A 13,927-nucleotide genomic window follows, 5' to 3' on the forward strand; every position below is an offset into this window, starting at 1 on the left:
GTAGGTGACGACGGCAACGGCAGCCGTCCCCCCACGGAGGGATCTTCGAGTACGCCGGGTGAGGTACCCGGGCCGGCGGAACTACGCCCGGGGGCGGACCAGCCCCGACTCGTACGCCAGCACCACCGCCTGCACCCGGTCGCGCAGCCGCAGCTTGGTCAGCACATGCCCGACGTGCGTCTTGATGGTGGTTTCGCTCACTGACAGGACCGTCGCGATCTCGGCGTTGGACAGCCCCCGGGCGACCTGCACGAGCACCTCGCGCTCCCGGTCGGTGAGCGCGTCGAGCGCCGCCGACGGCGTCGCCGCCGGATCGGGCAGCAGTTCGGCGAAGCGGTCCAGCAGTCGCCGCAGGATCCGAGGTGTCACCACCGCGTCCCCGCCGGCGACAGTGCGGATCGCCGCGATCAGATCCTCGGCCGGCACGTCCTTGGCCAGGAACCCGCTGGCGCCGGCCCGCAACGCGCCCACCACGTACTCGTCCAGGTCGAAGGTGGTGAGCACCAGCACCCGTACCGGCAGCCGGGCGTCGACGATGGCCCGGGTCGCCGCCACCCCGTCCATCCGGGGCATCCGGATGTCCATCAGTACGACGTCGGGCAGCAGCCGGCGGGACAGCTCCACCGCCTCCACGCCGTCACCGGCCTCCGCCACCACGTCCAGGTCGCGCTCGGCGCCCAGCACCATCCGGAACCCGGTCCGCAGCAGCGGCTGGTCGTCGGCGAGCAGGATCCGCACCGGCCGCGCCGAGGGCGCCTGATGGATCATCTCGTCTCCCGTCCCGCCGACAACGTGGCGCGCACCGGTCATCCTCGCGTACCGGAGCAGGTGCGTCGCGGATCACCGTAGAGGCCGGCCGGTCGCCCTGTCCCGACCGCGTCGGCACCGTTGCGGTCGGGTCTCCGGCGTCGGCGTGCGGCAGGCGGTCCCGGCGGCCTGAATCGCCGCGCCCGGGCGTACGCGTCGGTCAGGAGGCCGTCACTCGTCGGCGCCCGGCGCCACCGGGGTGGACCGGGAGTCGCGCAGGGGGTCGGCGCTCACGGCGGCGACCGGGAACGGCGGCGGGGTGCCGCCGAAGCTGGGACAGAGCGCCTGGTGGCTGCACCAGTCGCAGAGCCGGCTCGGCCGGGGGCGGAAATCCTGCCGGGCGGTGGCCTGCTCGATGGCCCGCCACAGCGCCACCACGGTGCGCTCGAAGCGGACCAGCTCGTCGGCGTCAGGGGTGTAGTCCAACACCTCGGCGTCGCGTAGATAGAGCAGCCGCAGCACCCGGGGCACCACGCCCCGGGTGCGCCACAGCACCAGGGCGTAGAACTTCAGCTGGAACAGCGCCCGCGCCTCGAACGCCTCCCGCGGAGCGCCCCCGGTCTTGTAGTCGACCACCCGCAGCGCGCCGTCCGGAGCGACGTCGAGCCGGTCGAGGTAGCCCCGGATCAGCAACTCCTCGTCGACGACCGCGGAGATCAGGCTCTCGCGTTCGGCCGGCTCCAGCCGGGTCGGATCCTCCACCGCGAAGTAACCCTGCAGCAGCCCGGCGGCGGAGCGGAGGAACTCCACCGGGCCGGCCGGCTCCGCGCCGTCGAAGATCCCGGCCAGCTCCGGCTGCTCGGTGACCAGCCGGTCCCACTGGGGGGCCACCAGGTCGCCGGCTGCCTCCGGTGTGCGGCCGGTGGCCGGCAGGTCGAACAGGCGCTCCAGCACCGCGTGCACCAACGTGCCCCGGGCCTGCTCGATGGTGGTGCGCTCGGGCAGCCGGTCGATGCTGCGGAACCGGTAGAGCAGCGGGCAGGTCTTGAAATCCGCCGCCCGTGACGGCGACAGCGAGGCCCGCACCGTCGGCGGCGCCTGCGCCGCGGGGGAGGGCTGGGAGGTGGTGACCGATTCCGCCGTCATGTCGGCAAAGGTTAGGGCACCGGTGTGACACCGACCGCCGCCCGCCCCACACAGCGACGGTCCGTAGCATCGTGGCGATGGAGCAGACAACCAGGCCGCCGCGCCGACCGGACCGACGTCTCGGCCTGAACGTCGGCAAGGTGTTCGGGGTGCCGCTGTACCTCAACGGCTCCATGGTCCTGCTCGCGGTGCTCATCGCGGTGCTGTACGGCGAGTTCGCCCGCCGACAACTGGACCTGCCGCAGCTCAGCGGCTACCTGATCGGCTTCGGGTTCGTCGTGTCGCTGCTCGGCTCGGTGCTGCTGCACGAGCTGGGCCACGCCCTCACCGCCCGGCGGTACGGCATCGGTGTGCGCGGGATCACCCTGGAGCTGCTCGGCGGTTACACCGAGATGGACCGGGACGCCCCGTCGCCCCGCGTCGACCTGCTGGTCTCGCTGGCCGGCCCGGCGGTCTCCGCGGTGCTCGGCGTCCTGGCGGTCGCCGCCACGCTCGCTCTGCCCGAGGGGACCGTGGCCCACCAGCTCGCCTTCCAGCTCGCGGTCAGCAACGTCATCGTGGCGCTGTTCAACAGCCTGCCCGGGCTGCCGCTCGACGGCGGCCGGGCGCTGCGCGCCGCAGTGTGGGGGCTGACCCGCGACCGGCACCTCGGCACCGAGGTCGCCGGGTGGGCCGGCCGGGTCGTCGCCGTCGGCACCGCGGCCCTGGTCCTGCTTCTCACCGTCGAGCGGCGGCTGGCGCCGCTGGCGCTGCCGCTGATGCTGCTGGTCGCCGTCACCCTCTGGCGTGGCGCCGGCCAGTCGATCCGGGCCGCCCGGGTCAGCCGCCGGTTCCCGCTGATCGACCTCGCCCGGCTGGCCCGTCCGGTCTGGCCGGTGGCCACCGGTACGCCACTGGCCGAGGCCCAGCGCCGGCGCGCCGAGAGCGGGCAGCCCGGCGCCGCGCTGCTGGTCACCGACTCCACGGGTCGACCGGTGGCGCTGGTCGACCCGGCCGCCGCCGACGCGGTGCCGGCCGAGCGCCGACCGTGGCTGGCGGTGGACGCCGTCGCCCGGTCGCTGGGCACCCTTCCCACGTTGTCGGTCGGGTGGGACGGCGAGCGGGTGATGGAGGCCGTACAGACCTACCCGGGCGCACAGTACGTGGTGACGTCAGGCGAAGATGTCGTCGGCATTCTGCACATCGCGGACCTGGCACAGCTCCTCGAACCCAACCGGAAGATGACACCGTGACCGCAACTCCCTCCACCGTCGCCGCCGACCCCGCCAACCGGGCGCTGACCCCCGTGCACCGTGGGCCGTTCCGGCCCGGCGACCGGGTCCAGCTGACCGACCCCAAGGGGCGGATGCACACAGTGACGCTGGAGCCCGGCAAGGAGTTCCACACCCACCGCGGCATCCTGGCGCACGACGCGCTGATCGGGCTTCCCGACGGCAGCGTGGTGACCACCGCCGGTGGCGGCACCGCGTTCCTGGCCCTGCGGCCGCTCCTGTCGGACTACGTGCTGTCCATGCCGCGCGGCGCCCAGGTGATCTACCCCAAGGACTCGGCGCAGATCGTGGCGATGGGCGACATCTTCCCCGGCGCGAAGGTCCTCGAGGCCGGCGCCGGCTCCGGCGCGTTGAGCTGCTCCCTGCTGCGCGCCGTCGGCACCGAGGGCGAGCTGCACTCGTTCGAACTGCGCGACGACTTCGCCCAGATCGCCAAGCGCAACGTCGAGGCGTTCTTCAACGGGCCGCACCCCTCGTGGAACCTGCACGTCGGCGACGTCGCGCAGTGCCGGGAGACCGGCTTCGACCGGATCATCCTGGACATGCTGACCCCCTGGGAGACCCTCGACATGGTCGAGCGGGCGCTGGTGCCCGGTGGAGTGTTCATCGGCTACGTCGCCACCACACCGCAGCTCTCCGAGCTGGTGGAGGCGCTGCGCGAGCGCGGCGGCTGGACCGAGCCACGGGCCTGGGAGTCCCTGGTGCGCGACTGGCACGCCGAGGGCCTCGCCGTCCGTCCGGACCACCGGATGATCGCGCACACCGCCTTCCTGGTGTCCGCGCGCAAGCTGGCCCCGGGGGTTACCGCGCCGCCGCGCCGGCGCAAGCCCAGCAAGGGCACCGAGGCGTACGCCCAGCGCCGCCAGGACCTGCGCGAGGCGGAGGCGGCCCGACAGGCCGCCGCCGCGCAGGCCGCGGGCGCGCAACCCAACGGTGCGGGGGAGATGGACAGGCCGTGACCATCGAGCTGGGTGTCGGCAGCGCCGAGCAGGGGGAGACGCTGGCATGAGCCGACCGGGCTACGGCGGTGGGGACCTCCCCGCGGTCTTTCCCGACTGGTCGCCCTACCAGGATCTGGAGTCGGCGGCGCGGGCCTACCTGCGCGACCCGGACGTCGCCCTGGAGGCGCTCGGCGGCGTGCTGCGCGGCGCGTCGGTGCTCGGCTTCACCCTGGAACGCTTCGTCAACGAGGTCAACGGGGTGTGGCAGGAGGTAGTGGTCTGCGACGGCAGCCGGCTCATCCTCTGGCACGGCGAGGACGTACCGCCGGAGGAGGGCCCGCCGGGCTCGATGACCTCGTCGCTGCGGGTGGTGCCGGTCTCCACCGTCACCGAGGTGGGCTGCCGGCGGCGGCTCAACCGTGCCGAGAGCGGCGAGATCCGGGTCGACAGCATCGACGTCTACCTGCTGCTCACCTCGTTGGACGAGGCGCCGCCGAGCGAGGAGATGGCCGGCACCCCTCGGCACGACGCGTTGCGCTTCGGCAAGACCCTCGACGACGGCGGGGCCGGGCAGATCGCCCGGTTGGAGGAGTTCGCACGGTTGGTCGCCTCGGTGGTCGGCCGTCCGATGCTCTGAGGCGTACCCCGAACTGGCCCGGCCGGGCCGTCGCGGCCCGGGCCGTGGGTCAGTCTTCCTCGGCGTCCGGGCCGGCGACCTCGATGCCGTCGCCGCGCACCACGTGGATGCAGTCGCCCGGGCACTCCTTCGCGGAGTCGATCACCTCGAGTCGCAGGTGCGCGGGGACGTCGACCCGGCTGCCCGGTGCCATCCGCAGCTCACCGTCGACGCCCTTGACGTAGGCCAGACCGTCGATGTCGAACTCGAACACCTCCGGCGCGTACTGCACGCAGAGCCCGTCGCCCGTGCAGAGGTCCTGGTCGACCCAGACCTGCAGTTCGTCGGTCGCGACCTCGGCCACCTGTGCACCCCCCATGTTCTCCCGTGCCACGCTCCGACGGTACCCGAACGCCGGTAACGGCCCGTCAGGCCACCCTTGGCGATCAAGGTTCGGTGACGAGGGTGTTGCGTGGGACCGAATCGGCCTCATAGCGGCTAGTGTTAGGGCAGAACGTTCAAGCCCCCCGGGGAGGTGGGACGTGGCAGCACGTAGCGACGACGCGGACTCGCGCGCCGCACGGTGGGAGAAGGAAGCCCACGATCTCTCCACGCAGGTCGCGTTCCTGCAAGAGGAACTCGCCCTGGTGCGGCGCAAGTTGACCGAAAGCCCCCGACACGTCCGGCAGCTCGAAGAGCGGCTGGCGGCCACCCAGGCACAGTTGGCGCGGCTGACCGAGAACAACGACCGGCTGGTGAGCACCCTCAAGGAAGCTCGCACGCAGATCGTGACGCTCAAGGAGGAGATCGACCGGCTCGCGCAACCGCCGAGCGGTTACGGAGTCTTCCTGGCCAAGCACGAGGACGGCACGGTGGACGTCTTCACCGGTGGCCGCAAACTGCGGGTCGCGGTCTCGCCCTCGCTCGACGTGGGTGACCTGCGGCGCGGCCAGGAGGTCCTGCTCAACGACGCGCTCAACATCGTCGACGCGTTCGGTTACGAGCGGGTTGGCGAAGTGGTGATGCTCAAGGAGATCCTGGAGGGGCCGAACGGCGGGCCGGGCGACCGGGCGCTGGTGGTCTCCCACTCCGACGAGGAGCGCATCGTGCATCTCGCCGAGACGCTCATCGGCTCGGCGATCCGGGCCGGCGACTCGCTCATGATCGAGCCCCGCTCGGCGTACGCGTACGAGCGGATCCCGAAGAGCGAGGTCGAGGAGCTGGTCCTGGAGGAGGTGCCCGACGTCGACTACGGCGACATCGGTGGCCTCCAGTCGCAGATCGAGCAGATCCGCGACGCGGTGGAGTTGCCGTTCCTGCACGCGGACCTGTTCCGTGAGCACCAGCTCCGCCCGCCCAAGGGCATCCTGCTCTACGGCCCGCCCGGCTGTGGCAAGACGCTCATCGCCAAGGCGGTGGCCAACTCGCTGGCCAAGAAGATCGCCGAGCGGCAGGGCAAGGAGAAGCACACCAGCTTCTTCCTCAACATCAAGGGCCCGGAGCTGCTCAACAAGTACGTCGGTGAGACCGAGCGGCACATCCGGCTGATCTTCCAGCGCGCCCGGGAGAAGGCCGGCGAGGGCACGCCGGTGATCGTGTTCTTCGACGAGATGGACTCGATCTTCCGGACCCGCGGCTCCGGTGTCTCCTCCGACGTGGAGAACACCATCGTCCCGCAGCTGCTCAGCGAGATCGACGGCGTGGAGGGGCTGGAGAACGTCATCGTCATCGGCGCCTCCAACCGGGAAGACATGATCGACCCGGCGATCCTGCGCCCCGGTCGCCTCGACGTGAAGATCAAGATCGAGCGACCGGACGCCGAGGCGGCCAAGGACATCTTCTCCAAGTACATCCTCTCCGGGCTGCCCCTGCACCCGGACGACCTGGCCGAACACGGCAGCGACCCCCAGGCCACCGTCGCGGCGATGATCGACGCCGTGGTGCTGCGGATGTACTCGGAAACCGAGGAGAACCGATTCCTCGAGGTCACCTACGCCAACGGTGACAAGGAAGTGCTCTACTTCAAGGACTTCAACTCCGGCGCGATGATCCAGAACATCGTCGACCGGAGCAAGAAGATGGCCATCAAGGAGTTCCTCACCTCGGGTCGCAAGGGGCTGCGCCTGCAGCACCTGCTCGACGCCTGCGTCGACGAGTTCCGCGAGAACGAAGATCTCCCCAACACCACCAACCCCGACGACTGGGCGCGCATCTCCGGCAAGAAGGGTGAGCGGATCGTCTACATCCGCACGCTCGTCTCCGGCGGCAAGGGCGCCGAGGCCGGCCGGTCCATCGAGACCGCCAGCAACACCGGCCAGTACCTCTGACCCCAACAGCGAGGGTGCCCACCATTCCGGTGGGCACCCTCGCTGCGGGTATGTCAGGGCGTCGGTCAGGCAGCGAAGATCCACCGCTTCGACACCACGTAGTTCGCCGCCGACAGCGACGCCGTCACCAGCAGCTTCGCCAGCAGGTACGGCGTGCCCGCCCAGGTCAACGCGGACACCAGCACCACGTTGGCGGTCAGGTTCGCGAGGACCAGCGCGAAGTAGCGCCCCACCTGCGGCACCATCTGCGCGGACGAGCCGAACGACCACGCCCGGTTCAGTCCGAAGTTGACCCAGAACGAGGTCAGGAACGACATGCCGGCCGCAACCGGCAGGACAATCCGGAGAACTCCGTGGTACACGAAGAGTGACCCCGTGTCCACGGCAACGCTCAGACCCCCGACGACCAAGAACCGCACAGCACTGTGTCGGGACAGGTGGCGGACGGAATCGGCAACAGGTGACAGCAAAGAGTTCTCCAAGGGGGGACCCGGAGCGGTGAGGACGACGAGGGAGTCTATCGTCTGTCCATCCACCCAGCGGGGCCTGCCCGCGCGAGCCGCGAGGTTGACGTGCCTGATCCCGGAAGAGTGACGCCGCCGGCCACCGGCGGAAGCCCGGCGGCCACCATGAGCACAGGCCGACGGCACTGGGCCCTCGCCTTCGCCGCATTCTTCCTGATCATCTTCGCCTGGTCGATGGCCGCCCCCTACGACGGCACCCCGGACGAGCGGGAGCACATCGTCCGAGCGGCCGGCGTCGCCGCCGGGCAGATCGCGCCCCCGCCCGCCGAGGCGAAGAAGGGCACCGGCGCCTTCCAGACCGTCCCCGGCGGGCTCGTCCGCGAGCAGTGCTGGCAGTTCAAGAAGGAAGTCTCGGCGGCCTGCGCCCAGCCCCCCGGCAGCGACGACACACCGACCCGCGCCGGCACCGGGGCCGGTCGTTACTTCCCCGCCTACTACGCCCTCGTCGGCGCACCCACAGTGCTCTGGCCCGGCTGGTCCGGCGTCCTGCTCGCCCGCATGATCAGCGCCCTGTGCTGCGCCGCGCTGCTCGCCTGCGCGTACGTCGTGATCCGCAACCGATCCCGCCGCGGCCTCATGATGGGTGCCCTGCTCGTCGTCACCACCCCGATGGCCGTGCACATGGCCAGCGCGGTCAACCCGAACGGCCTGGAAATCGCCGCCGGCATCGCCTTCTTCAGCGCCGTCATCCCCCTGCTACTCGGCCCACCCGGCCCACGGCGCGGCCTCATCGTCCTCGTCGGGATCAGCGCGTTGCTCCTCGCGGTCCTGCGCCAGACCGGCCCGCTCTGGCTGGCGACCGCCTTCCTCGCGTTCGCCTTCCCGCTGCGCCGCAGCAACCTCCTCGGCCTGCTGCGCGACCGGGCCGCCCAGCTCTGGGCAGGTGGCATCGTCCTGTCCACCCTCGCCGTGCTCGCCTGGTCCGTCCGCCAACAGACCTCCGACCTCGGCAACTACTCCGCCGACCGGCTCACCTACGGGCAGGCGGCCCTACGCGAGGCCGACCGGTGGCGGGGATACCTCGACCAGATCGTCGGGGTCACCTCCTGGCTGGACACCCGGATGCCCGCCCCGCCGTACCTGATCTGGCAGCTTGTCGCCGGAGCGCTGCTGCTCATCGGGGTCGTCTGGGGCAGCACGCTCGACCGGTGGCGCCTGCTCGTGCTGCTCGGCGGCGGCGTCGCCGTCCCCTCCGTCATGCAGATCGCCCTGGTCAACGAGAGCGGCTTCGTCACCCAGGGCCGCTACATGCTGCCCATGCTGGTCGGCGTCCTGCTCTACGCCGCGTGGATCGCCGAACAACGCGGCTTCGAGGTCGCCCGGGCCCGCTCGTTCACCCGACTCGCCGTGCTGCTCCTCCTGCCGATCCAGCTCTTCTGCCTGGCGTACACGATGGTCCGCTGGCAGAACGGCCTGCCCGCCAACATCGGGCTGAGCAGCCTCAACCCCCTCGCCGGCGACTGGCACCCGGTGGTCGGCTCGGTGATCCCGCTGCTGAGCGCCAGCGTCGGCCTGGTGCTGTTCGGGTGGCTCGTCTGGACCACCCGCTCCGCCGCGACCGACGACCCGACGCCGCCCGCCGAGTATTCCGACACCGAATCCAGCGAACTGTTCCGGCCCGCCGGCACTCACCTACAGAGTGCAGGTGCTCAGGGCGGACTACGCTCGACCTGACGGGGGACCGGGTCGGGCGAGCGAAGCGGGTAGGTCGATGAGCGTAAGACGGATCATGGGCACCGAGGTCGAATACGGCATCTCCGTGCCCGGGCAGGCCGGAGCCAACCCGATGGTCACCTCATCGCAGGTGGTCAATGCCTACGGGGCACGTCCGGAACTCAACCGGGGCGGCCGGGCCCGGTGGGACTACGAGGAAGAGTCGCCGCTGCGCGACGCCCGGGGCTTCACCTACTCCGGTGCCGCGTACGATCCCGCCGAGGCCCTCGCGGACGAAGACCTCGGCCTGGCCAACGTGATACTCACCAACGGCGCACGGCTCTACGTGGACCACGCTCACCCCGAATACTCCACCCCCGAGGTCACCACCCCCAGGGACATCGTGCGCTGGGACAAGGCCGGGGAGAGGGTGATGGCCGAGGCGTCCCGCCGGGCCGCCACCATCCCGGGCACTCAGCCGATCCACCTCTACAAGAACAACACCGACAACAAGGGCGCCAGCTACGGCGCCCACGAGAACTACCTGATGCGCCGGCAGACGCCGTTCGCCGACATCGTGGCGTACCTGACGCCGTTCTTCGTCACCCGGCAGATCGTCTGCGGCGCCGGCCGGGTCGGCATCGGCCAGGACGGCGGCCAGAGCGGCTTCCAGATCTCCCAGCGCGCCGACTTCTTCGAGGTCGAGGTTGGCCTCGAGACCACCCTCAAGCGGCCGATCATCAACACCCGGGACGAGCCGCACGCCGACGCCGACAAGTACCGCCGGCTGCACGTCATCATCGGCGACGCCAACCTCTCCGAGATCTCCACCTACCTCAAGGTCGGCACCACCGCGCTGATCCTCACCATGATCGAGGAGAAGGCCCTTGGCGCCGACCTCGGCATCGCCGACCCGGTCAGCGAGCTGCGCGCCGTCAGCCACGACCCCGCCCTGACGCACCGCATGCGACTGCGCGACGGCCGTCGGCTCACCGCCCTCGACCTGCAGTGGGCGTACCTGGAGCGGGTCCGGTCCTTTGTCGACGACCGGTACGGCACCGACGCCGACGAGCAGACCATCGACGTGCTCGACCGGTGGGAGAGCGTCCTGGACCGGCTCGGCCGGGATCCGATGCTCTGCGCCGACGAGCTGGACTGGGTGGCCAAGCTGCGGCTGCTGGAAGGCTACCGGGAGCGGGAGAAGCTCGGCTGGGGCTCGCACAAGCTCCAACTCGTCGACCTGCAATATTCCGACGTCCGGCCGGAGAAGGGCCTCTACCACCGGCTGGTCAGCCGGGGGGCGATGAAGACGCTGCTCACCGACGACGAGACGCGCACCGCGATGACCGAGCCGCCGGAGGACACCCGGGCCTACTTCCGCGGTCGCTGCCTCGCCCAGTACGCCTCCGAGGTGGTCGCCGCGAGCTGGGACTCGGTGATCTTCGATGTGGGTCGGGAGTCGTTGGTCCGGGTGCCGATGATGGAACCGGAGCGGGGCACCCGTGCACACGTCGGTGCGCTGTTCGACCGCTGCGCCAGCGCCAAGGACCTGTTGGAGACACTGACCGGGGGCTGAGGTCCGGTGCCTCCACCGGGAATCACTCTGGCATGCCAGGCCGTCCCCGAGCCGTGATCTGGTTCCTGCGGTTCCGCTTCATGTTCGTGGTGGGCGCTGTGGCGGACCTCTACGGTGACAAGCTGCCCATCAGCGACGTCCTCGGCGTGCTCGCTCGTCGTGACCTGCCGCAGACCCTGGAGGGTCCCTGTTCGGCCCGGGGGTGCTCGCCCACTTCGCTGTGGTCATGGTCTTCACCGTCGTCCTGGCGTTCCTGTCCCGGCAGCTGGTGGAGAAGCAGGTGTTGCGGTTCAGGGACTGGACGCCCCGCCTGCGGCGCGGGGCACCACTGGCGGAGACGTGGGAAAAGGGGGCAGCCCGAGCCCGAGCCGGTCCCGGCCCCGGCCCCGGCTGACGCGTCGGCTCCTCGGGGCTGACCGCTTCGGCGCAAACGAACGCCCCCGACCCGAACACGGCGGACGTGAGGGCTTTCTGTCGTCTGCGCGGGGTAGATTTCATCCCAGACGATCGTGGAGGAGACAGCCATGGCCACTCATGACAGCGGCGGCCAGTCGCAGTCCGGCAAGTCCCGTCAGGGCGAGGAAATCGAGGACGTCACCACCGAGGCCAACCCCGAGGTGGCCGAGCGGCACGCCGAGATCACCGAGGACGTCGACGACCTCCTGGACGAGATCGACTCCGTCCTGGAAGAAAACGCAGAGGAATTCGTGAGAGGCTATGTGCAAAAAGGGGGCGAGTAGGGTGTAAATGCCTAAAACGGACATGCCTCGTCCTCTGGATGATCGGGATGGCCACCGCCGCTGCCGCGACTGCGGCGAGTGGCTGCCCCTTGATCAATTTTGCGCCAACAGCAGACGACCGGACGGTCGCGGCAGCTACTGCAAGCCCTGCTTCAACATTCGGTCGAAGGCGAGCTACGCCAAGCGCCTGAAGGAGCAGCAGGGTAGGGACGTGCGTCAACTGCCGCTGGTGCCAGCGGGCCACCGGCGATGCCCCGACTGCGGTGCCACCAAGCCCCTCGATGACTTTCCGCGGAACCGCTCCGGCCGTGGAGGTTACGGCCGATACTGCAAGCCTTGCCACAACGCGAAGGGCAAGGAGAGCAAGCTTCGCCTGCATGGCGGAACTCGCGAGTACCACCTGCGGCGGCGGTACGGCGTGGGTGAGAAGGAGTTTCAGGAGCTCCTGGCCGAGCAGGGCGGGGTCTGCGCGATCTGTGGCGGCGCCGACCCGCAACATCTGGACCACGATCATCGCACCGGATGGGTGCGCGGGATACTCTGCTTCAACTGCAACGGTGGTCTTGGCCAGTTCCGTGACAGTCCCATGAGGCTGGCCAGGGCGATCACGTACCTGAGAGGAACCACGTGGCAGCGGGCTTTGATCCATCCGGGCGTCTTCCAGATGTGTTCACCAACGCGGGGACGTCCTCCTTCACGACGTTTCTGAGTCGGGTGGCCCCCGAGATGTTGCCCGGTCGGCGACCGCTGCCGCCGGGCATGGCCGCCGACCTGGCGCCGCACGCGACCACCATCGTGGCCATCGCGGCCGCCGAGGGTGTGGTGATGGCGGGCGACCGACGGGCCACCATGGGCAACCTGATCGCTCAGCGCGACATCGAGAAGGTGCACCCCGCCGACGCGTACTCGCTGGTCGGTATCGCGGGCACCGCCGGTATCGGCATCGAGTTGATGCGACTGTTCCAGGTGGAGCTGGAGCACTACGAGAAGATCGAGGGCGCGATGCTCTCGTTGGACGGTAAGGCCAACCGGTTGGCCTCGATGATCCGGGGCAATCTGGGGGCGGCCATGCAGGGGTTGGCAGTGGTGCCGCTCTTCGCCGGGTTCGACCTGGCCGCCGCCGATCCGGCGCGCGCCGGTCGGATCTTCAGCTTCGACGTGACCGGTGGCCCGTACGAGGAGACCGGCTACGACGCGATCGGGTCCGGGTCGCTGTTCGCGAAGTCCGCGTTGAAGAAGCGGTTCCGGGCCGGGTTGTCGGTGGACGACGCCACGCGGCTGGCGGTCGAGGCGCTCTACGACGCCGCCGACGACGACACCGCGACCGGTGGGCCGGATCTGACCCGCCGGATCTACCCCGTGGTGATGACCGCGACCGCCGAGGGCACCCGCCGGTTGACCGACACCGAGACGGCGGCGATCGCCGAGGGTGTGGTTGCCGGCCGGATGGAGAACCCGGGCGGTTGAGACCCGCACCTCATCAGTCAGCAGTCGTCAGCACAGCGCCGTAAGGAGAACCGCCGACGTGGCCATGCAGTTCTACGCCTCTCCCGAACAGATCATGCGCGACCGCTCCGAGTTGGCCCGCAAGGGCATCGCTCGGGGTCGCAGCGCGGTGGTCCTCAGCTACTCCGGCGGGGTCCTCTTCGTCGCGGAGAACCTTTCCAGCGCCCTGCACAAGGTCAGCGAGATCTACGACCGGATCGGATTCGCCGCGGTCGGCCGGTACAACGAGTTCGAGAACCTACGCCGCGCCGGTGTCCGGATGGCCGACCTGAACGGGCTCAGCTACGACCGGCGTGACGTCACTGGTCGCGCCCTGGCCAACGCGTTCGCGCAGACCCTGGGTGCCATCTTCACCGAGCAGTCGAAGCCGTTCGAGGTGGAGATCTGCGTGGCGGAGGTCGGTGCCACCCCGGAGGCGGACGAGCTGTACCGGCTGACCTATGACGGTTCGGTGAACGACGAGCCGGGACGGATGGCCATGGGTGGTCAGGCCGAGGCGATCACCGGCGTGTTGAAGTCGCAGCATCGGGCGGACATGTCCCTGGCCGAGGCGGTCAGGGTGGCGGTGCAGGCGTTGAGCACCGTCGGTGGTGAGGGCGGTGCCGCCCGGACGATCGCCGCGAACCAGCTCGAGGTGGCGGTCCTGGACCGTCAGCGGATCGGACGGACGTTCCGGCGGATCACCGGTGCCGCGCTGACGGCTCTGTTGGACGGGGATGCGGCGGCCGAGGGGCAGGCGGCGGATGCGGCGGGCGGTCCCGCCGAGCCGGTCGTGCCGACCACGGAGGGGCACAAGCCGACGAGCTCGGCCGGTTCCGCGGACCTGGAGGACCGGCCCGCGGAGGGCGGCGAGCGCTAGGGTTTCGCCCGCTGGTGCCGG

15 protein-coding genes are annotated in these 13,927 nt (G+C 70.3%); 11 read left to right on the top strand and 4 right to left on the bottom strand.

The genetic code is table 11. The features are described 5' to 3' along the window. Nucleotides 1-81: 81 nt before the first annotated feature. On the bottom strand, nt 82-768 hold the full coding sequence (locus tag KBX08_RS06675) for a response regulator transcription factor (RefSeq protein ID WP_210781707.1): 687 nt from the start codon (nt 766-768) through the stop codon (nt 82-84). Nucleotides 769-978: 210 nt separating this feature from the next. Further along, nucleotides 979-1,893, bottom strand: coding sequence for a PD-(D/E)XK nuclease family protein (locus KBX08_RS06680; protein ID WP_210781708.1), 915 nt, complete (start codon nt 1,891-1,893; stop codon nt 979-981). A gap of 140 nt (nt 1,894-2,033) precedes the next feature. Between KBX08_RS06680 and KBX08_RS06685 the strand changes: the two genes are divergently transcribed. Genes KBX08_RS06685 through KBX08_RS06695 form a run of 3 tightly spaced genes read left to right on the top strand, consistent with a single transcriptional unit; the run spans nt 2,034 to nt 4,742 of the window. After that, entirely contained in the window at nt 2,034-3,125 is a 1,092-nt protein-coding gene (locus KBX08_RS06685) for a site-2 protease family protein (protein WP_372494731.1), read from the top strand. Beyond that, entirely contained in the window at nt 3,122-4,123 is a 1,002-nt protein-coding gene (locus KBX08_RS06690) for a tRNA (adenine-N1)-methyltransferase (RefSeq protein ID WP_372494722.1), read from the top strand. The genes KBX08_RS06685 and KBX08_RS06690 overlap by 4 nt, the downstream gene beginning before the upstream one ends. 46 nt (nt 4,124-4,169) lie before the next feature. Continuing rightward, a complete protein-coding gene (locus tag KBX08_RS06695) occupies nt 4,170-4,742 on the top strand; it encodes a hypothetical protein (protein ID WP_091408625.1) in 573 nt (190 codons plus the stop codon). Between the two features lie 49 nt (nt 4,743-4,791). On the opposite strand, the gene KBX08_RS06700 is transcribed toward KBX08_RS06695, so the two are convergent. Further along, entirely contained in the window at nt 4,792-5,085 is a 294-nt protein-coding gene (locus KBX08_RS06700) for a ferredoxin (RefSeq protein ID WP_210781763.1), read from the bottom strand. A gap of 178 nt (nt 5,086-5,263) precedes the next feature. On the opposite strand from KBX08_RS06700, the gene arc reads away from it, so the two are divergent. Further along, nucleotides 5,264-7,048: a proteasome ATPase gene (gene arc / locus KBX08_RS06705; protein WP_210781710.1), complete on the top strand. Its 1,785-nt coding sequence runs from the start codon at nt 5,264-5,266 to the stop codon at nt 7,046-7,048. 65 nt (nt 7,049-7,113) lie between these two features. On the opposite strand, the gene KBX08_RS34625 is transcribed toward arc, so the two are convergent. Then, entirely contained in the window at nt 7,114-7,788 is a 675-nt protein-coding gene (locus KBX08_RS34625) for a GtrA family protein (protein WP_307850461.1), read from the bottom strand. On the opposite strand from KBX08_RS34625, the gene KBX08_RS06715 reads away from it, so the two are divergent. The 7 genes from KBX08_RS06715 to prcA all read left to right on the top strand — a co-directional run bounded on the left by KBX08_RS06715 (nt 7,678) and on the right by prcA (nt 13,906). Continuing rightward, nucleotides 7,678-9,246 (top strand): DUF2142 domain-containing protein, encoded by a 1,569-nt coding sequence (locus KBX08_RS06715; protein WP_210781712.1) that lies wholly within the window; start codon nt 7,678-7,680, stop codon nt 9,244-9,246. The two genes, KBX08_RS34625 and KBX08_RS06715, sit on opposite strands and share 111 nt — an antisense overlap. A 37-nt stretch (nt 9,247-9,283) precedes the next feature. Continuing rightward, nucleotides 9,284-10,801 carry a depupylase/deamidase Dop gene (dop, locus tag KBX08_RS06720; RefSeq protein WP_357518515.1) on the top strand — a complete coding sequence of 506 codons (1,518 nt, stop codon included), beginning with the start codon at nt 9,284-9,286 and terminating at the stop codon, nt 10,799-10,801. 226 nt (nt 10,802-11,027) lie between these two features. Next, complete coding sequence (locus KBX08_RS06725) at nt 11,028-11,195, top strand: hypothetical protein (protein WP_210781713.1); 168 nt, start codon at nt 11,028-11,030, stop codon at nt 11,193-11,195. A 130-nt stretch (nt 11,196-11,325) separates the two neighbouring features. Next, nucleotides 11,326-11,541, top strand: coding sequence for a ubiquitin-like protein Pup (locus tag KBX08_RS06730; protein WP_088948111.1), 216 nt, complete (start codon nt 11,326-11,328; stop codon nt 11,539-11,541). A 7-nt stretch (nt 11,542-11,548) separates the two neighbouring features. After that, nucleotides 11,549-12,250 carry an endonuclease VII domain-containing protein gene (locus KBX08_RS06735; RefSeq protein ID WP_247668978.1) on the top strand — a complete coding sequence of 234 codons (702 nt, stop codon included), beginning with the start codon at nt 11,549-11,551 and terminating at the stop codon, nt 12,248-12,250. Beyond that, on the top strand, nt 12,169-13,008 hold the full coding sequence (gene prcB / locus KBX08_RS06740; RefSeq protein ID WP_210781714.1) for a proteasome subunit beta: 840 nt from the start codon (nt 12,169-12,171) through the stop codon (nt 13,006-13,008). Before KBX08_RS06735 ends, prcB begins: the two co-directional genes overlap by 82 nt. Before the next feature lie 58 nt (nt 13,009-13,066). Beyond that, on the top strand, nt 13,067-13,906 hold the full coding sequence (gene prcA / locus KBX08_RS06745; RefSeq protein ID WP_210781715.1) for a proteasome subunit alpha: 840 nt from the start codon (nt 13,067-13,069) through the stop codon (nt 13,904-13,906). Nucleotides 13,907-13,927 lie beyond the last annotated feature (21 nt).

The organism is Micromonospora sp. H61 (genome assembly GCF_018070325.1).
Taxonomy (GTDB): domain Bacteria; phylum Actinomycetota; class Actinomycetes; order Mycobacteriales; family Micromonosporaceae; genus Micromonospora; species Micromonospora salmantinae.

Excerpts from the sequence above, each read along its gene's own strand:
- KBX08_RS06675 (WP_210781707.1), bottom strand. The coding sequence starts at position 768 with ATGATCCATCAGGCGCCCTCGGCGCGGCCGGTGCGGATCCTGCTCGCC.
- KBX08_RS06680 (WP_210781708.1), bottom strand. The coding sequence starts at position 1,893 with ATGACGGCGGAATCGGTCACCACCTCCCAGCCCTCCCCCGCGGCGCAG.
- KBX08_RS06695 (WP_091408625.1), top strand. The coding sequence starts at position 4,170 with ATGAGCCGACCGGGCTACGGCGGTGGGGACCTCCCCGCGGTCTTTCCC.
- KBX08_RS06715 (WP_210781712.1), top strand. The coding sequence starts at position 7,678 with ATGAGCACAGGCCGACGGCACTGGGCCCTCGCCTTCGCCGCATTCTTC.
- dop (WP_357518515.1), top strand. The coding sequence starts at position 9,284 with ATGAGCGTAAGACGGATCATGGGCACCGAGGTCGAATACGGCATCTCC.
- KBX08_RS06725 (WP_210781713.1), top strand. The coding sequence starts at position 11,028 with ATGGTCTTCACCGTCGTCCTGGCGTTCCTGTCCCGGCAGCTGGTGGAG.
- KBX08_RS06730 (WP_088948111.1), top strand. The coding sequence starts at position 11,326 with ATGGCCACTCATGACAGCGGCGGCCAGTCGCAGTCCGGCAAGTCCCGT.
- KBX08_RS06735 (WP_247668978.1), top strand. The coding sequence starts at position 11,549 with ATGCCTAAAACGGACATGCCTCGTCCTCTGGATGATCGGGATGGCCAC.